We start from the raw sequence: 23,565 nt of genomic DNA, 5'->3' as shown, positions 1-23,565 counted from the left end.
GCTCAGAGGTCGACGTTCCATCGCTCGGGCAGGTCGGCGTCGCAGAACACGCAGACGAAATGGCCGTCCCGGACGATGTTGTGCTGCCCGCATGTGACACACCGGCGGAAGACGACGGCATGGGTGAAGCGGCCGGGATGGCCGAGCCCGGCACGGTCGAGGGCGGCGGCCACCGCGGGCCATGAGCCGGTGTCCGGGCAGTATCCCGTCGACTGGTTGCTCACCTCCCGCACCGCCCAGCGCCCGGCATCCTCGCGAAAGCTGATCTCTCCCGCGCTCAGCACCGGCTCGCCGCCCGCGCAGGCGACGTGTTCGGACCGGCGCGGCGCCAGTCGCAGGACGCCGTCCGTGCGGACGACGAAGGTGAACGGTTCGGCCAGTTCCCCGCGGGATCTGCGCGCGGCCCAGTCGGCGAACTCCGCCGCGGTACGGATGCGGGCGCCGGCGCCTCCAGCCGGGATCGCGGCCTTCGACTCCTCGGGACCGACGTACCGATAGCTCCGACCGCTGCGTCCCGACGCGTCCATGCCGGTCACGGTAGGGCATACTGCGGTCCGGCGCGACCGCGTCCCCCCGTGACCCGCGGTGGCGCCTTCGGCATCCTCGGCCCCCGTCGCCGACGCGGTGTTCCAAGCCCTGCCCCGGGCCGTCTCGACTGGAGTGTGCGTGATACGTCGCTGGTTCCGGCGGCGGGCGCTGCCGGCGTCCGACGCGGACGGCCGGGTCGGCCCGGGCCCGGTGGCGCGGGTGGAAGAGGCGGCCGAACGCGGTGACGTCGATGCCATGACTGCGTGGGGAGCCGTCCTCTTCCAACGGCACGACCGGGCCGGCGCGCTGCACTGGTGGACCCGGGCCTGGGAAGCCGGGAACGTCGCGGCCGCGTTCAATCTGGGCACGCTGCACGACCTGGAGGGCGACACAAACCGCGCCCAGGTGATCTGGGAACGGGCGGCGGCGCTCGGCGATCCCGACGCCATGCTCGGCCTGGTCAGACAGGCTCTGGAGCGCGGCGACGAGGCCACGATGGACCGCTGGGCCCCCTCCGTTCTCGCCCAGCGGCAGGCGTTCCCCATCACCGCGCTGGGCGTCGCCTTCGAGGCCGACGGCCGCGAGGAGCGGGCCGTGCACGCGTACCTGCGCGCCGAGGAACTGGGCGACGCCTACGCCATGGAGTACCGGGCGCGCATCCTGGACCGGCGCGGAGCGCACCGGGAAGCCGCGGCGCTGCGCGCACGCGCGGCCACCGCCGAGCGCATGCTGTGACCGGGCGGCGCGTTCCCCGGCAGGTCCGTGGCACGGCAGGGCACGGCGAACACCCGGGCGGCGGCGGCTAGTCCAAGCGCCGCCCTGATACGAGCCGACCGCTCGGCCCTCGTTCCCGATGGGCCCCGGCAGGATCACCGGCGTCCCGCGCCCCGGCCGCGGACTCCCCGCGCGTCGCCCCCACCGAGGCCAGCCCCACCGCCGCGACCCCGGCCCACTGGGCCACCGCGAGGTGCTGGCCGAGGAAGAGCAGACCCGTCAGCGCCCCGACCGCCGGCTCCAGGCTCGTCAGCACTCCGAACACGCGCGGGGTGAGGCGGCGCAGTGCCTCCAGCTGGCAGGTGTACGGCACGACGCTGGAGAGCACGGCGACCGTCGCGCCCACGGCAACGGTGGCCGGGTGCAGCAGGCGGGCGCCCGCCTGCGCGATGCCGTACGGCAGGCTGAGCAGCGCTGCCCAGATCACGGCGAGCGCGAGGCCGCGGCCGCCGGGGCCGCGTGCGGCCAGTCGCCTGCCGGCCAGGATGTAGCCGCCCCAGCAGCATCCCGCGCCGAGGGCGCAGACGACGCCGGCCGTGTCCAGGGCCGTGCCGGTGCCGCCGAGCAGGAGGACGCCGGCGGCCGCGAGGCCCGCCCACACCAGGTCGGGGGCGCGGCGCGAGCCGCACAGGGCGAGGGCGAAGGGGCCGAGGAACTCCAGGGTGGTGGCGGCGCCCAACGGCAGCCGGGCGACCGCCTCGTAGTACGCCAGATGGTGCACGGCGAGCAGGGTTCCGGCGGCCGCCGCGATCCCGAGGGTCTTCCGGTCACCGCGGATCCGGGGCCGCCACAGCGCGCCGAGGACGAGCGCGGCGACGGCCAGCCGCAGGGTCACCACGCCGGCCGGCCCCACCGCGGGGTAGAGGCCGGTCGACAGCGCGGCGCCGCCCTGCAGGCCGAGGATCCCGCCGAGGACGAGTCCTGGGGCCGGTACGGTGCCGAGTCCCCGGCCGAGGGCGCGGGCGGCACGGGCGCGAGGGGTCAGGCGCTGGCTGATGGTCATCGGCTCCCGGTACGACGTTCCTCGCACCCTAGGGCGACGACCCACCGCTGATCAACGGTGGGGCGGAAGGCCGGGCGCCGGCGCGGCGACGAGCGTCTCCTCGCAGGGCGTGCCGTACCGGGACCGAGTCTTTCGAGAACCCGGGATCAGGCGAGCACCAGCACCAGGGGCACGCCCCGGCACGGCACCAGACGCATGCCCTCGTGTGTGCCGGGGCGGGCCGTGCTGAGGAGTTCGCCGAAGTCCGGGCCCTTGGTGAGGGAGCCGGCCAGGTGCGCGGGGTCGGCGGAGGCGGCGACCCGGCCGCGGGCGTTGACGAGGCGGGCGGGGCGGGGCAGGCGCCGCAGGAGGGGCAGGACGGCGGTCTCGAAGTGCCGCAGATAGACGTCGGCGGCGGCCACGCCGGCGAACCTGCCCTGGATCAGCACGGGTTCGGAGAGAGTGAGGCTGTACTCGTCGGAGCAGAGGTAGTCGACGTACGGTCCGGCCACCGCCCGGCGCCCGGTGTCGCGCGGCAGCGCGAACCAGTCCCAGTGCGTGTAGTCGGAGTACGCCGACTGGCCGGGATCGAGGTCGAGGAGGAGCGGGCGCACGTCGCCGTCGGCGCCGGACTGCCACCACTCCAGCCAGACGGGCACGTCCGTCAACAGACCGGGGGCCGCGACGAAGCCGACGCCGGAGACGAGTTCCTCGCGGGCCAGGTGCACATGCAGTCCGGGGCGGAGCGCGGCGAGGTCGGCGCTGACCGGCCGCCGGCCCTCGGCGGCCGCCCGGCCGAGCAGGGCCTCGGTCTCGGCGCGGGTCGCGGCGACCGTCTCGAAGACGGCCTCCAGCGCGCCGCCGACCTGTGCGGCCACCCACGTCTCCGTGTCCGGGTCGAGGGTGGCGGGCCCGGGGCTGAAGCCCATGCTGTCCTCCAGCGGACGGGGCACCTGACGCGGCGCGTTCAGAGGGTGAGCCGCACGGCGACGAGCCGCGCCGTCGACTCCCTGACGCACCGCTCGGCCAGCGTGCCGGCCGTTTCGTGGGCCCCATCTTGCACGGCGGAGATTACGGAGCGGTGACGGTCCGCAACTTCTTCACGATATGCGTCGTCGGTCAGGACCAGGCACAGCAGGGCGCCGATCTCGCTCTGCAGGGCGACCTGTTCGCGGGTGAGCCGGGCGGACTGGGCGGCCGCCGCGAGTTCCACGTGGAAGCGGCCGTACAGCCGGCTGCGCGCCGCCGCGTCCTCGGCCCGCGTCAACTCCTCCGCCGTCCTGCGCAGTTGGTGCAGGTCCTCGGGTTCGGTGCGCTGGGCGGCGAGCCGCGCGGCGGCGCCGGACAGGGCGGCCCAGTGGTCGCCGAGGTCGCGCAGCTCCTCGGTGCTCCAGCCGCGCAGCCGGGCCTTGAGCCGGTCGTCGGCGGGGACTTCGGGCAGGGAGACGAAGCTGCCCCCGCCGCGGCCCCGGCGGGTGGTCACCAGGCCCTGCTGCCGCAGGGCCATGAGCGCCTCGCGCAGGGTGACGGTGGAGACGCCGAGCCGGCCGGCCAGCTCGGTCTCGCCGGGCAGCTGCTCTCCGTCGGCGAGGAGACCCAGCTCGATGGCGTCGCCGATGCGGCGGACGACCGCGTCCACGCGCGCCCGGTTGTCCACCGGACTGAAGACGGCCCGGCGGGCGCCGCCCTCGATCTCGTGCTGCCTCACGGCCACCACCTCGCGCATTGACTCAAGCTTTACCCTGCGGGCCCCTTGAGCTTAGAACTATGACTTCATATTTTTACCGTCAAGCGTTCAACGCACAGCGCGCCAGAAAGGTTCCCCTATGCAGGGAATTGCGATCCGGCTGCAGGACCTGCGGAAGTCCTTCGGTGAGACGACCGCCGTGGCCGGAGTCGACCTGGAGATCCGGGACGGGGAGTTCTTCTCCATGCTCGGCCCGTCCGGGTCCGGCAAGACGACGGTCCTCCGGCTGGTCGCCGGGTTCGAGACACCGGACCAGGGCCGGATCGAACTCGCCGGCCAGGAGGTCACCGGCCTCGCCCCGTTCGAGCGGGACGTGCACACGGTGTTCCAGGACTACGCCCTGTTCCCGCACATGACGGTCGAGCAGAACGTCGCCTACGGGCTGAAGGTCCGCAAGGTGCCGAAGGCCGAACGGCTCGTGCGCGCCCGCAAGGCCCTCGCCGAGGTCCGCCTCGAGGGCTACGGCCAGCGGCGCCCCGCCCAGCTCTCCGGCGGCCAGCGCCAGCGCGTCGCCCTCGCCCGCGCGCTCGTCGGCCGGCCCCGGGTGCTGCTGCTGGACGAGCCCCTCGGCGCCCTCGACCTGAAACTGCGCCAGCAGATGCAGGTCGAGCTGAAGGCGATCCAGCGGGAGGTGGGCATCACCTTCGTCTTCGTCACCCACGACCAGGAGGAGGCCCTGACGATGAGCGACCGCATCGCCGTCTTCGACCAGGGCCGCATCGCCCAGGTCGGCACGCCCGCCGAGATATACGAGCGACCCGCGACACCCTTCGTCGCCTCCTTCGTCGGCACCTCCAACCTGCTCGACGGCGAGGCGGCCCACCGGATCGTCGGCACCCCGGGCACCTACAACATCCGGCCGGAGAAGATCCGCGTCCTGAAGGAGTCCGCCGACGCGGACGAGCCCGAGCACGCCGGCGCCGTCGGCACGGTCGCCGAAGTCGTCTACCTGGGCGACGCGACGCGCTTCCTGGTCGACCTCGACGGCGGCGGCCGGCTCACCGCGCTGCAGCAGAACCTGGAGACCTCCTCCGAGGACGTCGCCGCGCTGCGCGGCACCCGGGTGCGCCTGACCTGGCACCGCCGGCACGCCGTCCGGCTGCCCTCCTGACCTCTGTCCCGCCCCTACCTCCCCTGGAGAACGCCGTGCGTCCCACCCGTACCCTGCGCGCCGCCGCCTGTGCCGCCGCGCTGCTGCTCGCCGCCGCCTGCGACTCCTCCGGGTCGGGCGGTTCGTCCGCCACCGGGCTCAACCCGCCCGACCTCAAGGCCCCCACGAAGCTGGGGAAGACGGAGGGCCAGGTCAATCTGATCGCCTGGGCCGGCTATGTGGAGGACGGCTCCAACGACCCCAAGACCGACTGGGTCCACCCCTTCGAGAAGCAGACCGGCTGCCAGGTCCACTCCAAGGTCGCCGCCAGCTCCGACGAGATGGTCAAGCTGATGAAGACCGGCGAGTACGACGCCGTCTCCGCCTCCGGAGACGCCTCCCTGCGCCTGATCGCCGCCGGCGACGCGGCCCCCGTCAACACCTCCCTGGTGCCCAACTACAAGGACGTCTTCGCCGGGCTCAAGAACGGCCCCTGGAACTCCGTGAAGGGGCAGATGTACGGCATCCCGCACGGCCGGGGCGCCAACCTGCTGATGTACAACACGGAGAAGGTCAAGCCCGCGCCCACCTCCTGGTCCGCCGTCTTCGACGACGCCGCGCGGTACAAGGGGCACGTCACCGCGTACGACTCGCCGATCTACATCGCCGACGCGGCCCTCTATCTCAAGGCCACCAAGCCGGAGTTGAATATCAAGGACCCGTACGCGCTCGACCAGAAGCAGTTCGACGCGGCGGTGGCGCTGCTCAAGCAGCAGAACGGAAACGTCGGCGAGTACTGGAGCGACTACCTGAAGGAGGTCTCCGCCTTCAAGAGCGGGGACTCGGTGGTCGGCACCACCTGGCAGGTCATCGCGAACCTCGCCGCCTCCGAGGGCGCCAAGGTCAAGGCGCTGGTGCCGAAGGAGGGTTCGACGGGCTGGTCCGACACCTGGATGGTGTACAGCAAGGCCAAGCACCCCAACTGCGCCTACCAGTGGCTGAACTGGATCGTCTCGCCCAAGGTCAACGCCCAGGTCGCCGAGTACTTCGGCGAGGCGCCGGCCAACTCCAAGGCGTGCGCGCAGACCAGTGACAAGAACTTCTGCACGGTCTACCACGCGGCCGACGAGAACTACTGGAAGCGGATCGCCTTCTGGAACACGCCCATCGAGCAGTGCCTGGACGGCCGCAAGGACGTGAAGTGCGTGCCGTACGCCAAGTGGGTGCAGGCCTGGACCGAGATCAAGGGCTGAACCGTGACCACCCCTGCGACGACCGCCGCCGGCCGGGGAACCGTCCGGCGGCTCGCCGGAAGCCTGCACCGCCGGCCCCGGCTGCGGCTGACCCTGCTGCTCACCGCCCCGCTGCTCTGGCTGGCCGTGCTCTACCTCGGCTCGCTGACGGTCCTGTTCGTCTCCGCGTTCTGGACCACGAACTCCTTCACCTCCGAGGTGGTGAAGGTCTGGTCGACGGACAACTTCCGCGAGCTGTTCACCACGCCCGTCTTCCGCCAGGTGATCCTGCGCAGCGTGGGGGTGGCGCTCGCGGTGACCGTGCTGTGCGCGGTGATCGCCTTCCCGGTGGCCTTCTACACCGCACGGGTGGCCCGGCCGAAGTGGCGCCCGCTGCTGGTGGTGGCCATCCTCACTCCGCTGTGGGCGAGTTACCTGGTCAAGGTGTACGCCTGGCGGCTGATCCTGTCCGAGGGCGGCCTCGCCGACTGGATGCTGGCGCCGTTCGGGCTGAGGGGCCCCGGCTTCGGCCTGCCGGCCACCGTGCTCACCCTGACGTACCTGTGGCTGCCGTACATGATCCTGCCGATCCACACGGCCCTGGAGCAGCTGCCGGCGAACCTGCTCGACGCCTCGGCCGATCTCGGGGCGCGGGCCGGGCGGACGTTCCGCTCGGTCGTCCTGCCGATGGTGCTGCCCTCCGTCGCAGCCGGCTCGGTGTTCACGTTCTCACTGAGCCTCGGCGACTACATCACCGTGCAGATCGTCGGCGGCAAGACGCAGCTGATCGGCAATCTCGTGTACTCCAACATCGAGCTCAACCTGCCCATGGCCGCCGCGCTGGGCACCGTGCCGGTCGTCGTGATCGTCCTGTATCTGCTGGCGATCCGCCGCACCGGCGCCCTGAACAGCCTGTAGGACCTGGAGGAGAACAGCGCCATGCATCTCAGCCGCACCGCGCGCATCGCCCTGCGCATCGGCGCCGGGCTCGGTTTCGCGGTGATCTACGTCCCGCTGCTGCTGGTCCTCGTCAACTCGCTCAACCCCGACCGCAGCGCGAGCTGGCCGCCGCCGGGGCTGACCGGGCACTGGTGGTCGGTGGCCGCACACAACGCGGGAGCCCGGCAGGCGCTGCGGGTCTCGGTGAAGGCGGGGCTGGGGGCGACCGCGATCGCGCTGGTCCTCGGCACGCTCATCGCGTTCGCCGTGGCCCGGCACCGCTTCTTCGGCCGTGACACGGTGTCGTTCGTCGTGGTCCTGCCGATCGCACTGCCCGGCATCGTCACCGGCATCGCCCTCAACTCCGCCTTCGGCACGGTGCTGAAGCCGCTCGGCGTGGGACTCGGGCTGTTCACGGTGATCGTCGGCCATGCCACGTTCTGCATCGTGATCGTCTTCAACAACGTGGTGGCCCGGCTGCGCCGCACGGCGGCCTCGTACGAGGAGGCGGCCATGGACCTCGGCGCGAGCACCTTCCGGGCCTTCGCGGACGTCACCTTCCCGCTGGTCCGCTCCGCGCTGCTGGCCGGCGGCCTGCTCGCCTTCGCCCTGTCCTTCGACGAGATCGTGGTCACCACGTTCACCGCGGGCCCCGGCATCGAGACCCTCCCGATCTGGATCTTCGACAACATGACACGGCCCCAGCAGGCGCCGGTCGTGAACGTGGTGGCGGCGGTGCTGGTCCTGCTGTCGGTGGTCCCGATCTACGTCGCCCAGCGGCTGTCCGCCGACACGGCCGGCTCGAGCCGGGTCTGACATCCTGTACGGCGGAGGAGAGGAGGAGGCGTGAACTCAGGGGATGCCGCAGGTCCTGCGCGGGCGGTGCGCGCGGCGTACGAGGCGGCCTCGGCGGTCGTCGCCGCTCTCGGTGACGAGGAGTCGTGGCTGCCGACCGGCTGCACCGGCTGGGCGGTGCGCGACCTCGTCTTCCACTGCGTGACCGACGCCCAGCGCGCGCTGGTGGCCCTGCACACGCCCTCGCCGAAGCCGGTGGACCGGGACGCGGTGACGTACTGGCAGGACTGGGAGCCGAACACCACCGGGGCGGCGAACGGCCGGCGCTGGGCGCGGGTGAACGGGAGCATGTTCCTCGACTTCCGTCAGCTCCAGGGCCTGTACCTGGAGACGGTGGCGGCGGCCGCGCACGCGGCGGAGACGGCCGATCCCGCGCAGCACGTCGGCACACAGGGGCACGTGCTGACGGCCGGGGACCTGATGACCACCCTCGCGGTGGAGGCGACGGTCCACCACCTGGACCTGACCGTCCGGCTGCCGCACGCCCCCGGCCCGTCGCCCGAGGGGCTGGCCGCGGTCCGGGCCACCCTGGACGGTCTGCTCGGCCGGCCGGGGCTCGCGGAGTGGAGCGACGAGCACTACGCGCGCGTGGGCACCGGCAGGGCGCCGCTCACCGACGCCGAACGCGGGGCGCTGGGCGCGGCGGCGGACCGCTTCCCGCTGTTCGGCTGAGCCGCTCCCGGCGGCCCGGGACACACCCAACACGGGGACACGGACGGGCGACTCCTGCGCGCTGCGGGACTCGCCGACCGGGTTTTTGCGACCCTGCGCCCCATGCACACCCCACCGAGCATCAACAGTTACGTCGACCGCGTCACCGCCGGTCCCGGCGGAGCGATGACCGACGAGGTCGGCGTCATCACCGGCGACCTGACCGTCGCCACCATCCTGCTGTCCGACGGCCACAGCGTGCGCGTCGCCATCCAGCACACCGGCGGCGACACCTGGTACACCCTCGCCGGCAGTCCCGCGCCCGTGCCCGCCGGGCAGCTCGCCGCCTACCACCGGGACCTGCTGGGCCGCATCCGCCGGGGAGGCGGCACCCGCGCCACCTGATCGGCCACTCGGAGGGCAGGGCCCGCCGGGAGACGGCCCGGTCACGCCCCGGGCCGGCTCCGGCCCCTGCCCTCAACTCCCTTGATCTGCGGACTGCTTGACTCCCCATGAACGGGCAAAAGGCTGCCCGCGCACCTTGACCCCCGTTTGGTCCAGACCAATCATGGCCTAGACCAATCGCCCCGGCCGGGCCGCCCTGCGTCGTTCGCAACCCGGGAGTATCCGATGACACGTCCGAGACCCGTACGCGCCCTGCTCGCGGGCATGGCCACCCTGGCCGCCTCCGCCGGGCTCGCCCTAGGAGCAGGGGGCACCGCGCACGCGGCGACCCCGCTGCCCGCGCACGTCTTCGCGCCCTACTTCGAGGCCTACAACGGCGACAGCCCCGCCGCGCTCTCCCAGGCCTCCGGCGCCAAGTACCTGACCATGGCCTTCCTCCAGGCCGACAAGAAGGGCTCGTGCACGCCCTACTGGAACGGCGACACCGGCACCCCCGTCAGCTCCTCCGTCTTCGGCGCCGACTTCGGCACCATCCGCTCGCGCGGCGGCGACGTCATCCCCTCCCTCGGCGGCTACGCGGCCGACAACGGCGGCACCGAGATCGCCGACAGCTGCACGAACGTCGACTCCATCGCCGCCGCCTACGAGAAGATCATCACCACCTACGACGTCTCCCGGCTCGACATGGACGTCGAGGACAACTCCCTCACGAACACCGCCGGCATCGACCGCCGTAACCAGGCCATCAAGAAGGTAGAGGACTGGGCCGCCGCCAACGGGCGCCCGGTGCAGTTCTCCTACACCCTGCCGACCACGACGACCGGGCTCGCCGACAGCGGTCTCGCCGTGCTGCGCAGCGCGAAGAACGCGGGCGCGAGGATCGACGTCGTCAACATCATGACGTTCGACTACTACGACGGCGCCACCCACCACATGGCGACCGACACCGAGACCGCCGCGAGCGGCCTGCACGACCAACTGGCCGCCCTGTACCCGAACCTGTCGGACGGTCAGCTCTGGAACACGATCGGCGTCACCGAGATGCCCGGCGTGGACGACTACGGCCCGGCGGAGACCTTCACCACCGCCGACGCCACCAGCGTGTACGACTGGGCGGCCGCCAAGGGCATCAACACCCTCTCCTTCTGGGCCCTCCAGCGCGACAACGGCGGCTGCCCCGGCGGCAGCGCCTCCGACACCTGCTCCGGCATCGCCCAGGACACCTGGTACTTCACCCACACCTTCGCGCCGTTCACCGGCGGTACGACGACCCCGCCCGCGAACGACTTCTCCGTGTCCCTCTCCCCCGCCACCGCCTCGGTCGACCCCGGCGGCAGCGCGACCGCGACGGTGAAGACCTCGGTGACCTCAGGCAGCGCCCAGACGGTCGCCCTGACGGTGACCGGCGCACCGAGCGGGGTCACGGCCTCCCTCAGCCCGGCCTCGGTGACCGCGGGCGGCACCTCCACGCTCACCGTGAAGACGGCCGCCGGCACCGCACCCGGCACCTACACCCTCACCGTGACCGGCACGGCGGGCTCCGCCCGGCACAGCGCCGCGCTCGCCCTGACCGTCAAGGGGACCGGCGGCACGCCCGCCCTCACCAACGGCGACTTCGAGACGGGATCGCTCACCGGGTGGACCTGTGACAGCGGGGCCACGGTGGTCTCCTCCCCCGTCCACGGCGGCTCCCACGCGCTGAAGACCGCGCCCTCCGCCTCGCAGACCGGCCAGTGCGCGCAGACCCTCACGCTGAAGCCGAACACGTCCTACACCCTGAGCGGCTGGGTGCAGGGGCCGTACTCCTATCTCGGCGTGAGCGGAGGCGCGACGGCCAGCACCTGGACCTCGTCCTCGTCGTGGTCGAAGCTGACGGTCCCCTTCACCACCGGCGCCTCGGGCACGGTCACGGTGTACGTCCACGGCTGGTACGGCCAGGGCGCCGTCTACGCCGACGACCTGACCCTGAGCTGATCCACCGGGCCGGCGCCGACTCGCCTTCGCCCGCAGGAAGGAATGATCGGCGCCCGGCCGGACTCCTGCCCCGGGCCGTACCCGGCGCACGGGCGTCACCTTCCGTAGGCTGAGAGGCCCCGAACCTCCTCCTGGAGGCCTCCCCGCAGGCAGGAGACGGTCGTGATCGAACTGGCCGCGGTGTTCGCCGTCGCGGGCGCGGCGAGCAACGCCGTGGGTACCGCCTTTCAGCGCAGGGCCGCCTCGACGAGCAGCCGCGGCGGGTTCCGGCTGCTCGCGGAGCTGGTGCGCCGGCCCTTCTGGATGATCGGCATGTGCGGTGTGATCTGCGCGGCGCTGTTCCAGAGCCTGGCCCTGGTGAACGGCCCGCTCTCGCTGGTCCAGCCGCTGTTCGTCCTGGAGCTGCCGTTCGCGCTGCTCGTCGCCGCCCCGCTGATGCACAAGCGGTTGCCGCGCTCGGGCTGGTGGGGCGTCGGCGGCTGCGTGGCGGGCCTCGCGGTCCTGCTCGTCGCCGCCGCCCCGCACGGGGCCGGCTCTCATGCCCCGCTCACCCGCTGGGTGCCGGCCCTGTGCCTGTGCCTCGGCGCGATGACCGCGGCCGTGCTGCTGGCAGGCCGGAGCGGCCCGCCGGCCCGGCGCGCCGCCCTGCTGGCGGCCGCCTCCGCCACGGGCAACGCGCTGACCGCCGCCCTGCTGAAGTCGGCCAGCGGCACCTTCGCCGACCACGGCTTCACGGCGTTCCTGGGCGCCTGGCAGACGTACGCCTTCGCGCTCACCGGTGTCGCCGCCGTGCTCCTGCTGGAGAACGCCCTCCAGGCCGGTCCGCTGGCCGCCGGGCAGCCGGCGCTGACCATCGGGGACGCGGTGGTGAGCCTGACGCTCGGCATCACCCTGTTCGGGGAGCGCATCCGCACCGGCTGGTGGCTCGTACCGGAGGTGTGCGGCGGCCTGCTGATCGTCGCGGGCGTGCTGGTGCTCAGCCGGGCCGTCCAGCACATCGCCGTGGTACCGGCCGCGCCGAAGCAGCGGCATGCCGGGACGTGAGCCGTACGGGTGACGAAGCGGTCTTTGGCACCCTCTTTGCGCGCCACACCGACCCAAATTAACCAGTTTGTATATTTATTGCCTTTATGGTGCGGAGTGTCGGCAGGGACGTTGAGGGGGCGCACAACGCGTCGTGGCAGGGCGCGGGTTGGGATGGCGATGACGGGTATCAGCCGCCGCAGTGTGGCACGCCTCGGTCTCGGCGCGGGCATCGGCGTGGCCGCCGCCTCGCTCGCCGCGTGCGGAGGACAGGACGACGAGAGCGGCTCGCCCGGAAGCCCGCACCAGCAGGGGGCACCGCGGGTGGTCCGGCTCATCGGGGACGGCTCGACGGCGTACACCGGACGCCAGCCGCACCAGCCGGCCTCGCCCCCGCCCCTGGAACCGGGCGAGACCCCGCCGCAGTTCGTGGTGTTCTCCTGGGACGGCGCCGGAGAGCTGGGCACCGGACTGTTCCCGCGCTTCCTGCAGCTCGCCCGCGACCACGGCGCGCACATGACCTTCTTCCTGTCGGGCCTGTACCTGCTGCCCGAGGAGAAGAAGCGGCTCTACGACCCGCCGAACAACCCGCTCGGCGCCTCCGACATCGGATACCTCACCAACGGCCACCTCAAGACCACGCTGGCCTACGTCCGCCAGGCCTGGCTGGAGGGCCACGAGATCGGCACGCACTTCAACGGGCACTTCTGCAGCGGACCGGGATCGGTGGCCAACTGGACCCCGGCGCAGTGGCGTTCGGAGATCGAGCAGGCACGGGCCTTCGTCAGGACGTGGCGCACCAACACCGGCTGGCACGACGAACCGTCGCTGCCCTTCGACTACGACAAGGAACTCGTGGGCGGCCGCACCCCCTGTCTGCTCGGCCAGTCGAACCTGCTGCCGGTCGCGCGGGAACTGGGCTGGCGCTACGACGCCTCGTCGCCGGGCGGACTGCAGCGCTGGCCGCGGAAGCGGAACGGCATCTGGGACCTGCCGCTGCAGAGCATCCCCTTTCCGGGACACACCTTCGAGGTGCTGTCCATGGACTACAACATGCTGGCGAACCAGTCCAAGAACTCGACGCGGGCGCCCTCCTACAACTACCCCTACTGGCGGGCCCAGGCGACACAGTCGTACCTGGCCGGGTTCGAGCGGGCGTACCAGACCAATCGGGCGCCGCTGTTCATCGGCAACCACTTCGAGCAGTGGAACGGCGGCATCTACATGGACGCCGCCGAGGAGGCCCTGAAGCAGATCGCCGCCCGCAAGGACGTCCGGCTGGTCTCCTTCCGGCAGTTCGTCGACTGGCTCGACGCCCAGGATCCCGCGATCCTCGCGAAGCTGCGCACCCTCGAAGTCGGTCAGAAGCCGGACGGCGGCTGGAACGAGTTCCTGCGTCCCGCGGGACACGCCGCCGAGCAGTGATCGCCCCGCCTGTCCGTATGGCGTGAGCCAGGTCGTGCCGCGGCGGGCTCAGCGGGCCTGCCGACGGGCGTCCACCTCGATCTCGATCTTCATGCGCGGGTCGGCGAGACCGCACTCCATCATGGTGGCGGCCGGGCGCACCTCTCCGAAGCAGCGGCGCAGCACCGGCCAGCAGGGCTCGAAGTCCGCGCGGTCGGGCAGCAGATAGCGCACCCGCACCACATCGGCGAACGTGCACTTCGCCTCGGCCAACGCCGCCTCGATGTTGCGCAGGCACTGCTCGGCCTGCTCCACCACGTCGTCCGGGATCGTCATGGTCGTGTAGTCGAACCCGGTGGTGCCCGACACATGCACCCACTCGCCGTGGACCACGGCACGCGCGTAACCGATCTGCTCCTCGAAGGTCGATCCGCTGAGGACCGCACGTCGCTCTGTCATGCGCCGAACGCTAGGTGACCGGTGCGGACACGTCTATCGCGAAGATCGGCAGCAGTCATGGCCGGGGCGGAAGGCGCTGCCGGGACGGTCACAGCGAGGGCGTGATGAGTTCGTCGGCGGCCCACTGCGCGGCCTTCGCCGGGTACGGCGCCGGCAGCCCGAGGACGACGTGCCGGAAGCCGGCGTCGACCGCCTCGCGGATCGCGTGCCGGGTGTCGCCGGGCCGGTCGTAGGACACGGGCAGATGGATCGAGCGGGTGACGGCGGCGGGGTCGCGGCCGATCTCGGCGCAGTACCGGTCCAGCAGGGCACTCCGGCCGAGCAGGTCGTCGATGTCGCCGCCTCCGGGGATGTTCCAGAGGTCGGCGTGTTCGGCGACGACCCGCAAGGTCGCGGAGGACCGGCCGCCGATGAGGATCGGCGGGTGGGGGCGCTGCACGGGTTTGGGGTTGCCGAAGGCGCCGCTCAGCTGGTGGTGGGTGCCGTGGAAGTCGAAGGGTTCGGCCGCCGTCCACAACCGCCGGATCACCGTACAGGCCTCGGCGAGGCTCGCCACGGCGTCCGCGGAGTCGTGGAAGGGCAGGCCGTGTGCCTCGTACTCGCGCCGGGCCAGCGGATGGCCGGGGCGTGAGCCGACGCCGATGCCGAAGTCGAGCCGCCCTCCGGAGACGATGTCGACGGTCGCGGCGATCTTCGCGAGCAGGGCGGGCGGCCGGAACCGGTTGCTGGTCACGAGCACGCCGAGGCGCAGTCGCCGGGTCTGCGCGGCGAGGGCGGAGAGCAGTGTCCAGCCCTCGTAAACCGGGCCGTCCGGGTCGCCGAAGATCGGCATGAGGTGGTCGAACAGCCACGCGTGCTCGATCTCCGGAATCGCGTCCGCCTCGCGCCAGACGCGCAGTACGTCGTGGTAGCCGACCTGCGAGGGGGCGGTCATGATGCCGAACCGGGGCGCAGAGGTGTGCGGCATGAGCGGGTGGTCCTTTCGGTGCGCGGACATGGGTTCAGCCGAGGGAGTGCGGCCGCTACGGCGTGCGCCGGCGCCGCAGTGACGCGTCGAGCAGCGCGGGCGGCGTGTCGTGCTTCTCCTCGGGGGCGAGGTCGACGCCGGGAGCCACCATCGCGTCGATGGCGTCGAGTACGTCGGAGGACAACACGGTGTCTGCGGCGGCGAGTTGGGAGTGCAGGTGGTCCAGTGTGCGCGGGCCGACGAGGGCGCTGGTCACCGCGGGATGCGCGGTGACGAAGCCGAGCGCGAGCTGGATCATCGTCAGACCGGCCTCGTCGGCGACACGGGCCAGTTGCTCGACGGCTTCGAGTCGGGCCCGGTTGGCGGGGACGGTCAGGTCGAAGCGGTCCGGCAGGAACGCCGAACGGTGCGTGGCGATGTCCCGGCCCGCGCGGATGGCGCCGGACAGCCAGCCCGAGGCCAGCGGGCTCCACACGAGCACGCCGAGCCCGTATTCCTCGGTCACGGGCAGCACATGGCTCTCGGCGCCGCGCTGGAGGATGGAGTAGCTGGGCTGTTCGGTGACGTACCGGCCCAGGTGGTGCTCGCGGGCGGCCCACTGCGCCTGGACGATGCGGTACGCCGGGAAGGTCGAGGAGCCGAAGTAGCGGATCTTTCCGGCCCGTTGCAGGTCGGTCAGCGCGGAGAGCGTCTCCTCGTCGCCGGTGTGCGGGTCCCAGCGGTGGATCTGGTAGAGGTCGACGTGGTCGACGCCGAGGCGGCGCAGGCTGTCGTCCAGCGCGGTGACCAGCCAGCGGCGCGAACTGCCCCGGTGATTGCGCTCGTCGCCCATCGGCATGGTCGCCTTCGTCGCCAGGACGATGTCGTCGCGGCGGCCAGCGATGGCCTTGCCGACCATCTCCTCCGACTCGCCGTCCCCGTACATGTCGGCCGTGTCGATGAGGTTGATCCCGGCCTCGAGAGCGGTGTCGACGAGGGCGGTGGCCTCGTCCTGGGTGGTGCGTCCGATCCTGCCGAAGTTCATCGCGCCGAGCGCGAGAGTGCTGACCTGCACACCGGTGCGGCCCAAGGTGCGGTACTGCATGACCGCTTCTCCTCACTGGGGGTGGAGGGAGGGATGGATGAAGGGGGCGGAGAGCGGGGGTGTGCAACGTGGGCGTGGCCCTGCTTGGCCGCCCGGTCTCCGCTCTGACACCATGAGTAAGCGGAACTCGGTTCCGGTAATGACCACGGTCAACCGGAACGATGTTCCGGTTAAGACGATACGGAACCGTGTTCCGTTTAGCAAGCGCGGCAGTGGAGGCATGCGCGTGGACCAGCACGGCGATGGAGGAAGCGGCACAGTGGGAGGCGCGGTGGACGACGGCGGCGAGAGGGCGGGTCGAGCGGCCCGGGCCCGGCGCAGCGATGCCCGGCGCAACAAGGAGACGCTGCTCGACGCGGCCGCGGCGGCGTTCGTCGCGTCGGGCGTGGAGGCGCCGGTGCGTGACATCGCCGCCCGCGCCGGTGTGGGGGTCGGCACGATCTACCGCCACTTCCCGACACGCGCGGACCTCATCATCGCGGTCTACCGGCACCAGGTGGAGAGCCTGGCCCTGGCCGGTCCCGACCTGCTGAAGACCAGTACCGGCCCCTATGCCGCCCTGGGCCGGTGGATCGACCTGTTCGTCGACTTCCTGGTGACGAAACACGGCCTGGCCGCCGTGCTGAAGGCCGACAGCACCGGCTTCGACGCGTTGCACGCCTACTTCCTCGACCGGCTGCTGCCCGTCTGCACCGAGCTGCTCGGCGCCGCTGCCGCCGCCGGCGAGATCCGCTCCGGCCTGGAGGCGTACGAACTCCTGCGCGGCGTCGGCAACCTGTGCATCGGCGCGGAGAGCGACCCCCGGTATGACGCGCGGCGGCTGGTGGAACTCCTGATCAGCGGTCTGAGGGCGGAGCACGCCGGCGACTGACGCAGACCCTGCCAGGAGCAGAGCGGGGCGAGGGTGACGGGGAGCCCCTACGGCTACCCCGAGAGGGAAATGGGGGACTTCCCCCGATGTACGGGAGCCGACGATCCGTCAGGCTCGAGCCATGACGAATCACCTCCCGCGCGACGGCCGCAGGACCACTCGGCGACGAGCGCTCACGGCCTGCGCCGTCTCCGCGCTGTTGGGGCTGACCGCCGCTCTGCCCGCCGCAGCGGCCCCACGCGCCGCCACAGCCTCCCCACCGCCCTCGTCCTCTCGCCCCCTCTCCCTGCCCGCCCCGAGCGGCCGGTATCCGGTCGGCGAGGTGGACCTCCACCTCGTGGACCACGCACGGCCGGATCCCTGGCACTCCGCACGGAGCCCGCGAGAGCTGATGGTCAGCGTGTACTACCCCGCGGCACACACGGCGGGCCGTCCGGCGGCCCCGTACATGCTGCCCGCCGCGGCCGCCCACTTCGACGAGGTCACGGCGAACGACTACCTCGGCCTGCACGTTCCGCCCGGCCGCGCGGACTGGGCGCGCACCGTCACCCATGTCACGCGGGGCGCCCCCGTGGCCGCCGGGCGCCGCGGGGGGCTGCCGGTGGTGCTCTACTCACCAGGCCTGGGCGAACCCCGCACCTGGGGCACGACACTGGCGGCCGGCCTGGCCGCCCGGGGCTACGCCGTCGTCACTGTCGACCACACCTACGAGGCGCCGGAGGTCCAGTTCCCGGACGGCTCGCTCGCCACCATGGTCCCGCCGTCCGATCCCGACGCCTTCCTGCGCAAGGCGCTGGCCGTCCGGGTGGCCGACACCGGCTTCGTCCTGGACGAGCTGAAGGCGCTGAACGGCGGGCAGGACCCCGACGCGGAGGGGCGGCCGCTGCCGGACCGTCTGGCGGGCGCGCTGAATCTCCATGAGGTGGGCATGTTCGGCCATTCCATGGGCGGCACCGCGGCCGCGCTGTCGATGGACGCCGACCGCAGGATCGCCGCGGGCCTCGACATGGACGGCAACCTGACCTATCTCGACGGCTCGCTCATGCCGGTGGCCCGGCACGGCCTCGACCGGCCCTTCCTGCTCCTGGGCAAGGACGGCGACACGGACACCGGCCCCGGCTGGCAGGCGTTCCGCGCCCACACCCCCGGGTGGAACCGCCAACTGACCCTGCTCGGGTCGGAGCACGCCTCCTTCACCGACGCCGAGGCGCTGATACCTCAGCTGCGCCTGCGGCCCTCCGAGCGGGCCGACGACATCGGCACCATCGACCCGGCCACCGCGATACGCACGACCGAGGCGTATGTCACCGCATACTTCGACCACTGGCTGCGAGGCCGCAGCGGGCGGTTGTTGGAAGGACCGTCCGCGGCGTATCCGGACATGGAGTTCGTAAAGTGATCGCGGCGCTGTCGGGCAGAGCGCCGGAGCAGCGCACGGCTAGCAGGAGGGAGCGGCGAAGCGCGTCAGCTGGTCCTTGACCCACGGATCGAACACGGCCAGGCGGTGCCGGGCCGCGGGGTCGAACGACGCCAGCTGCCCGGCGACCCACGGATCCATGCACGCGAGGCCGTGATGGCGGTGCGCAGTGGTGCCGGCGGGTGCCGTGGCGCCGACCGCGCTGTGTCCGCTCGTCCCGGGGACCGCGGCCGCCGCGGGACCGCCGGCGGCGAGAAGGGCGCCCGTGGCCATCGCGGCGGCGGCTCCGGCCGCACCCACGTTCCGTATCAGCTTCTTCATGGCCTTCTCCTTCCGATGGAGCCCAGGCGATTCCCTGGCAGGTCCGGCATCTACCCAGCACGTCACACATCACTCCTCCCCTATCCAGGGCCGGAGGAGGCGGTCACGTCTCGCCGGGTGCCGGCGGAAGTAGCAGGTCAGCCCGGCTGTACCGGAGGCAGCCAGGAAGGTCACCGACCGCAGCCCACCGCTCACGGTCAGCGTCTCGGTCGGCGGGCCACAGCCCACCGCTCACGGCCCGCCGCCGCTCACAGCCCACTCCCCCACTGCCCGCCGTTCACCGTTCAGCTCCGGATGCGACCGCCCTCCCGGCCACCGCCGCGGGGCCGTCCGTACCGCCGTACCGTTGCCGCGACCTGACGCAGCGACACGCTCACGCTCTGGCAGGTGAGTTGGCCGACTCGCCGTCCGCCCGGTATCGCCGTGGCCGCTGTGCCGGCCGGGGTCGCGGGCTTAGGGTGAGCCGTCACTCGCGTCCTCTCTGAGGGGAACTCATGGAGCCCGGGACCAGCATCGCGCGATACGCCGCCGTCTGCGCGGCGGCCCTCCTGCTCTGTGCCGGCCTCACCACGGGGGCGTCGGCGTCCGCCGGGGAGTCTCCGGCCGACCCGAACCCGCTCGCCGACCGGCTCGACGACTACTGGACGCCGGCCCGCATGGAGGCCGCGCTGCCTGCCGACGTCCTGAAGGGCACCGAGGCCGGGACCACCGCGTCCGCCGCGGCGCCCGCGGTGGACGGCCCGCGGCCGGGCGAGTACATCCCGCCCAGCAGGAGCTTCGACGGTATCCCCCAGGCCGGCACGTTCTTCTGGACGGACGCCACGGGCACCGGCCGTACGTGCAGCGGCTCCGTCGTGCACAGCCCCGGTCACGACCTGGTGCTGAGCGCCGGGCACTGTCTGAGGGGGTACGCGGGCACCTCGCCCAAGCGGCACCTCGCCTTCGTCCCGCAGTACCACGACCGTCTGAAGCCGTTCGGGATCTTCCCGGTCCGCACGAACGGCGTCTATGTCCCGCAGCAGTACTACGACCTGGGTGAACACGCGGGCGCCACCTACGACTTCGCGTTCGCGGTCACCGAGCCCAACCAGGACGGAACGCTCCTGGAGGACGCGGTCGGCGCAGGGGCGCGGCTGCTCACCGGGACCGGCTACTCGCACGCGCCGGTGCGGATGATCGGCTACCCGGCGGGGGTGGAGCGGCCGCTGGAGTGCTGGAGCCGGACCACCAGATGGGAGAGCGACGACCCGGCCGACCCCGGCACGTTCCCGCGTATCGCCTGCGACGGCTTCGTGGGCGGCACCAGCGGCGGCCCCATGCTCCTGCCCTGTCCCGGTGGATGGGCGGTCCTCGGGGTGATCGGCGGCTACCACACCGGGGGCGACACCCCGCAGATCTCCTACAGCGCCTACTTCGGCTCCGCCACCCGGGCCCTGTACCGCGCGGCGGTCGCGGGAGCACCGCCGGCCGGACCGCAGCTCGGCCCGGGCTGATCGGACCGCCGGACGAGGCCGTGTCAAAAGGTCGGTAAACGGTGCCTTCACGCCGAGCGCCATGACCGCGTCACCGTGGCACGATTAGTGACGAATATCACTCTACCGAGGGTGATGGGTCCCCTACGAGGGGGTGTGGACCATGGCCGTGTCAGAGGCGCAACCCGGTCGGAAGACCCAGAAACCCGGGCTTCGGCGGGAGATCGGCTTCGTCGGCCTCATCTGGGCCTCGGAGGGCTCGATCATCGGGTCCGGGTGGCTCTTCGGCGCCCAGGGCGCCCTGGCGGCCGCCGGACCGGCGGCGATCATCTCCTGGGCCATCGGCGGCGTCGCCATCCTGATCCTGGCGCTGGTGCACGCGGAGCTCGGCGGCATGTACCCGGTCTCGGGCGGCACGGCGCGTTTCCCGCACTACGCCTTCGGCGGAGCGGCCGGCGCGTCGTTCGGCTGGTTCTCCTGGCTGCAGGCGGCCACGGTGGCGCCCATCGAGGTGCTGGCGATGATCACCTACGGCCAGCACTACTCCTGGGCGAGCGGCTGGGAGAAGGTCAAGGGCGGGGAGCACGTCCTCACCCCGCCCGGCATCGCCGTCGCGGTCGGGCTGATGGCCGTCATCACGGCCATCAACTTCCTGAGCATCCGGCTGCTGGCCCGCACGAACAGCGCGGCGACCTGGTGGAAGGTCGGCATCCCGCTGCTCACGATCTTCGTGTTCGCCATCGCCCAGTTCCACACCGCGAACTTCACCGCGGCCGACGGCTTCAACCCGTACGGCGCCAAGGGCATCCTGTCCGCCGTGTCCACCAGCGGCATCATCTTCGCGCTGCTGGGTTTCGAGCAGGCCGACCAGCTCGCCGGTGAGAGCGCCAACCCCAAGCGGGACATCCCGCGGGCGGTGATCGGGTCGATCGTCCTCGGCATCCTCATCTACATCCTGCTGCAGGTCGTCTTCCTGGCCGCGCTGCCCGCCTCCCAGATCGGCAGCCACTGGGCCACCTCGGCGTACACCACGCTGAGCGGGCCGTTCGCCCAGGTCGCCACGCTCATCAGCCTGGGCTGGCTGGCCACGGTCCTCTATCTCGACGCCGTGGTGTCCCCGGCCGGCACCGGTCTGATCTACATCACCGGCTCCTCCCGGGTCTCCTACGGCCTGAGCCGCAACGGCTACGTGCCCTCCGCCTTCGAGAACACCAACCGGCGCGGGGTCCCCTGGGTCGGCCTGATCACGGCGTTCGTGATCGGCTGCGTCTGCTTCCTGCCGTTCCCCAGCTGGCGTTCCCTGGTCGGCCTGATCACCAGCGCCAGCGTGCTGATGTACGCCGGGGCCCCGCTGTCGTTCGGGGTGTTCCGCAACCGGCTGCCCGACGCGCACCGCCCCTACCGGCTGCCCGGCGGCGGCTGGCTGTCGCCGCTCGCCTTCATCGTGGCCAACCTGCTGATCCTGTGGTCGGGTTGGACCACCGACTGGAAGCTCGGCGTCGCCATCCTGATCGGCTACGTCATCCTGGTGGCCAACCGGGTGTTCAAGATGAACCCCATCACCCCTCAGCTCGACCTGCGCGCCGCCCAATGGCTGCCGGTCTACCTGGTGGGCATGGGGCTCATCGTCTACCTCAGCGACTTCGGGCCGCTCAAGCACCCCTGGTTCCCGCTGTGGTGGGACATCGGCGTCACCGCCGCCTTCAGCCTCGTCGTCTACTACTGGGCGATGGCGGTGGCTCTGCCGAGGGAGCAGATCCAGGGCATGATCGACAAGGTCGTCGTCCCGGAGGAAGAGGAGATCGTATGAGGTCCTCGGGGACGCACCGGCGGCCCGGCCGGTCCGCGCTCAGCCGAGCCGGAACTTCTGGGCCGCCGAGCCGTTGCAGTCCCAGATCTGCAGCCGGGTGCCGTTGGCCGTGGCCCCGCTGGGCGAATCGAGGCACCGCCCCGACTGCGGGTTCAGCAGCGACCCGTCACTCTGCTGCACCCACTTCTGCCCACCGACCCCGTTGCAGTCCCACAACTCGACCTGCGTCCCGTTCGCCGTCCCGTTGCCGTTGATGTCCAGACACCGGCCCAGCGTGCGCAGCGATCCGTCGGCGAAGTGCGTCCAGTGCTGGTCCTCGGCGTACGACTGGCAGTCCCACAGCTGTACGGCGGAGCCGTTGGCGCCGGTGTCGTCGGCTGCCACGTCCACGCACTTGCCGCCGGGGCCGGTGACGGTGCCCTGGGGGCCGTTGGGGACGTTCGTCTCACCGGAGTAGCCGACGGAGACGATGTTCGCCTGGACCGCGTTCTCGGCGGCGTCGGTCGGGTAGCCGGCGACCATCACGCCCTCGAAGAACGTGCCCATGTTCCAGTTGCTGTTGTCGCCGCCGGTGCCGAGGATGATGCCGCCCTCCTGGTGCATGGGCTGATAGCCGCCGCGGGTGGGCAGGGCGCCGTCCCACCAGGTGGTGAGCCCGCCCGACTGCGCGTTGCCGCCCTTGAGGGCGTACCGGGTCTGTCCGTTGTTCTTCAGCACGGCCGTGACGAAGGTGCTGTTGTTGCCCCGGTTGGCGGTGTTGGAGCCGTTGTCCCCCTGGAACATGCCGTTCTCCAGGTCCGCCTCGACCCACGGCCCGGAGCCGGTGCACGGCGCGAAATAGCAGGTGGTGGCGAGGCTGACGGCGTCCATGTGGCCGTTGCCGGTGTCGGCCGGTGTGCTCTCGGCGTTGCCGTAGTCGAAGCAGCAGGCGGAGCCCACGTGGGTGCCGCTGGCCACCATGTAGGCGCCCTCCGGCTGCCCGTTGACGGCGACACCGGAGGCGACGCCCGTGTAGCGGTAGCCGACTCCGGGGGAGATCCACACGCCGTACGCCTTGTGGCCGCCGGCGGTGACGGCGATCTCGGAGGCGTCGGCGCCGCGGTCGGCGCCCATGCCGGAGGTGCCCGCCGGACCGGGGGTGAGGTCGTTGTGCCGGGACGTCTGGTCGTAGATCTTCGTGATGGTGCAGGTGGTGTCCGCGCAGAACCGGTCCTGCTGTCCGGCGTCGGCGTAACCGCCCGGCGAGAGCAGGCCGATGTCGGCGCCGGCGCCGTCGGAGGCGCGGGTGACCCGGTACAGCGGGCCGGCGTAGGACGAGATGAGCGCGCGCACGGTGCTGTGCGCGGCGACGCAGGGGGTGCCGGCGGCGCCGTAGATGTCACAGGGCAGTGAACCCGCGGCGGGTGCGGGCTGGGACAGGCCGAACAACGCGCCCAGGACGAGGCCGACGACGGCCAGGAGGGACGCGATGGGTCTGGGGCTTCCGCGCATGCTGGCTCCTCAATGGGGGGTCAAGTGCGCCTGGCGACGGGCGAGTTGGAGCGGCGGGCGGCCGTTGCG

23 protein-coding genes are annotated in these 23,565 nt (G+C 72.0%); 14 read left to right on the top strand and 9 right to left on the bottom strand.

Annotation, left to right across the window (positions count from 1 at the left end; translation table 11 throughout):
- Nucleotides 1-2: 2 nt before the first annotated feature.
- The gene (locus tag ACGFZN_RS02180; protein ID WP_393856534.1) at nt 3-527 is read right to left on the bottom strand and encodes a hypothetical protein; all 525 of its coding nucleotides are present in this window, start codon (nt 525-527) and stop codon (nt 3-5) included.
- 139 nt (nt 528-666) lie between these two features.
- Between ACGFZN_RS02180 and ACGFZN_RS02175 the strand changes: the two genes are divergently transcribed.
- Nucleotides 667-1,263 carry a hypothetical protein gene (locus tag ACGFZN_RS02175; protein ID WP_393856533.1) on the top strand — a complete coding sequence of 199 codons (597 nt, stop codon included), beginning with the start codon at nt 667-669 and terminating at the stop codon, nt 1,261-1,263.
- 67 nt (nt 1,264-1,330) lie between these two features.
- On the opposite strand, the gene ACGFZN_RS02170 is transcribed toward ACGFZN_RS02175, so the two are convergent.
- The 3 genes from ACGFZN_RS02170 to ACGFZN_RS02160 form a co-directional block, all read right to left on the bottom strand.
- Nucleotides 1,331-2,305, bottom strand: a complete 975-nt coding sequence (locus tag ACGFZN_RS02170) for a DMT family transporter (protein ID WP_393856532.1) — start codon at nt 2,303-2,305, stop codon at nt 1,331-1,333.
- A gap of 146 nt (nt 2,306-2,451) precedes the next feature.
- Nucleotides 2,452-3,213 (bottom strand): cache domain-containing protein, encoded by a 762-nt coding sequence (locus ACGFZN_RS02165; RefSeq protein WP_393856531.1) that lies wholly within the window; start codon nt 3,211-3,213, stop codon nt 2,452-2,454.
- A gap of 38 nt (nt 3,214-3,251) precedes the next feature.
- On the bottom strand, nt 3,252-4,010 hold the full coding sequence (locus ACGFZN_RS02160) for a FadR/GntR family transcriptional regulator (protein ID WP_393856530.1): 759 nt from the start codon (nt 4,008-4,010) through the stop codon (nt 3,252-3,254).
- Nucleotides 4,011-4,110: 100 nt separating this feature from the next.
- On the opposite strand from ACGFZN_RS02160, the gene ACGFZN_RS02155 reads away from it, so the two are divergent.
- The 9 genes from ACGFZN_RS02155 (at nt 4,111) to ACGFZN_RS02115 (ending at nt 13,625) form a co-directional block, all read left to right on the top strand.
- Nucleotides 4,111-5,142: an ABC transporter ATP-binding protein gene (locus ACGFZN_RS02155; protein ID WP_393856529.1), complete on the top strand. Its 1,032-nt coding sequence runs from the start codon at nt 4,111-4,113 to the stop codon at nt 5,140-5,142.
- Nucleotides 5,143-5,177: 35 nt separating this feature from the next.
- A complete protein-coding gene (locus ACGFZN_RS02150; RefSeq protein ID WP_393856528.1) occupies nt 5,178-6,374 on the top strand; it encodes an ABC transporter substrate-binding protein in 1,197 nt (398 codons plus the stop codon).
- Between the two features lie 3 nt (nt 6,375-6,377).
- Nucleotides 6,378-7,271 (top strand): ABC transporter permease, encoded by an 894-nt coding sequence (locus tag ACGFZN_RS02145; protein ID WP_393856527.1) that lies wholly within the window; start codon nt 6,378-6,380, stop codon nt 7,269-7,271.
- Nucleotides 7,272-7,292: 21 nt separating this feature from the next.
- Complete coding sequence (locus ACGFZN_RS02140) at nt 7,293-8,108, top strand: ABC transporter permease (protein WP_393856526.1); 816 nt, start codon at nt 7,293-7,295, stop codon at nt 8,106-8,108.
- Between the two features lie 30 nt (nt 8,109-8,138).
- Nucleotides 8,139-8,819 (top strand): maleylpyruvate isomerase N-terminal domain-containing protein, encoded by a 681-nt coding sequence (locus tag ACGFZN_RS02135; RefSeq protein WP_393856525.1) that lies wholly within the window; start codon nt 8,139-8,141, stop codon nt 8,817-8,819.
- A gap of 102 nt (nt 8,820-8,921) precedes the next feature.
- A complete protein-coding gene (locus ACGFZN_RS02130) occupies nt 8,922-9,203 on the top strand; it encodes a hypothetical protein (RefSeq protein WP_330336199.1) in 282 nt (93 codons plus the stop codon).
- A 225-nt stretch (nt 9,204-9,428) separates the two neighbouring features.
- On the top strand, nt 9,429-11,177 hold the full coding sequence (locus tag ACGFZN_RS02125; RefSeq protein ID WP_393856524.1) for a carbohydrate binding domain-containing protein: 1,749 nt from the start codon (nt 9,429-9,431) through the stop codon (nt 11,175-11,177).
- Nucleotides 11,178-11,339: 162 nt separating this feature from the next.
- Nucleotides 11,340-12,221: a DMT family transporter gene (locus tag ACGFZN_RS02120; protein ID WP_393856523.1), complete on the top strand. Its 882-nt coding sequence runs from the start codon at nt 11,340-11,342 to the stop codon at nt 12,219-12,221.
- Nucleotides 12,222-12,380: 159 nt separating this feature from the next.
- The gene (locus ACGFZN_RS02115) at nt 12,381-13,625 is read left to right on the top strand and encodes a hypothetical protein (RefSeq protein WP_393856522.1); all 1,245 of its coding nucleotides are present in this window, start codon (nt 12,381-12,383) and stop codon (nt 13,623-13,625) included.
- Nucleotides 13,626-13,673: 48 nt separating this feature from the next.
- Here the strand turns inward: ACGFZN_RS02115 and ACGFZN_RS02110 are convergent, their stop codons facing one another.
- The 3 genes from ACGFZN_RS02110 to ACGFZN_RS02100 form a co-directional block, all read right to left on the bottom strand.
- Nucleotides 13,674-14,063 carry a RidA family protein gene (locus ACGFZN_RS02110; RefSeq protein WP_393856521.1) on the bottom strand — a complete coding sequence of 130 codons (390 nt, stop codon included), beginning with the start codon at nt 14,061-14,063 and terminating at the stop codon, nt 13,674-13,676.
- An 88-nt stretch (nt 14,064-14,151) separates the two neighbouring features.
- Nucleotides 14,152-15,030: an LLM class flavin-dependent oxidoreductase gene (locus ACGFZN_RS02105; protein ID WP_393856670.1), complete on the bottom strand. Its 879-nt coding sequence runs from the start codon at nt 15,028-15,030 to the stop codon at nt 14,152-14,154.
- A 55-nt stretch (nt 15,031-15,085) separates the two neighbouring features.
- The gene (locus ACGFZN_RS02100; RefSeq protein WP_393856520.1) at nt 15,086-16,114 is read right to left on the bottom strand and encodes an aldo/keto reductase; all 1,029 of its coding nucleotides are present in this window, start codon (nt 16,112-16,114) and stop codon (nt 15,086-15,088) included.
- Nucleotides 16,115-16,334: 220 nt separating this feature from the next.
- Between ACGFZN_RS02100 and ACGFZN_RS02095 the strand changes: the two genes are divergently transcribed.
- The gene (locus tag ACGFZN_RS02095) at nt 16,335-16,985 is read left to right on the top strand and encodes a TetR/AcrR family transcriptional regulator (RefSeq protein ID WP_393856519.1); all 651 of its coding nucleotides are present in this window, start codon (nt 16,335-16,337) and stop codon (nt 16,983-16,985) included.
- A 121-nt stretch (nt 16,986-17,106) separates the two neighbouring features.
- On the top strand, nt 17,107-18,384 hold the full coding sequence (locus ACGFZN_RS02090) for an alpha/beta hydrolase family protein (protein ID WP_393856518.1): 1,278 nt from the start codon (nt 17,107-17,109) through the stop codon (nt 18,382-18,384).
- A 39-nt stretch (nt 18,385-18,423) separates the two neighbouring features.
- On the opposite strand, the gene ACGFZN_RS02085 is transcribed toward ACGFZN_RS02090, so the two are convergent.
- Nucleotides 18,424-18,723, bottom strand: coding sequence for a hypothetical protein (locus tag ACGFZN_RS02085; protein WP_393856517.1), 300 nt, complete (start codon nt 18,721-18,723; stop codon nt 18,424-18,426).
- 494 nt (nt 18,724-19,217) lie between these two features.
- Between ACGFZN_RS02085 and ACGFZN_RS02080 the strand changes: the two genes are divergently transcribed.
- Together ACGFZN_RS02080 and ACGFZN_RS02075 are read left to right on the top strand one after the other, a co-directional pair.
- Nucleotides 19,218-20,216 carry a trypsin-like serine peptidase gene (locus tag ACGFZN_RS02080; protein ID WP_393856516.1) on the top strand — a complete coding sequence of 333 codons (999 nt, stop codon included), beginning with the start codon at nt 19,218-19,220 and terminating at the stop codon, nt 20,214-20,216.
- Between the two features lie 142 nt (nt 20,217-20,358).
- Nucleotides 20,359-22,005 (top strand): APC family permease, encoded by a 1,647-nt coding sequence (locus ACGFZN_RS02075; RefSeq protein WP_393856515.1) that lies wholly within the window; start codon nt 20,359-20,361, stop codon nt 22,003-22,005.
- A gap of 39 nt (nt 22,006-22,044) precedes the next feature.
- Here the strand turns inward: ACGFZN_RS02075 and ACGFZN_RS02070 are convergent, their stop codons facing one another.
- Nucleotides 22,045-23,496, bottom strand: coding sequence for an arabinofuranosidase catalytic domain-containing protein (locus ACGFZN_RS02070; RefSeq protein WP_393856514.1), 1,452 nt, complete (start codon nt 23,494-23,496; stop codon nt 22,045-22,047).
- Nucleotides 23,497-23,565 lie beyond the last annotated feature (69 nt).

Origin of the sequence: Streptomyces sp. NPDC048192, from assembly GCF_043202415.1 — a bacterium.
Lineage (GTDB): Bacteria > Actinomycetota > Actinomycetes > Streptomycetales > Streptomycetaceae > Streptomyces.
This window is presented reverse-complemented; position numbering and strand designations above follow the sequence as displayed.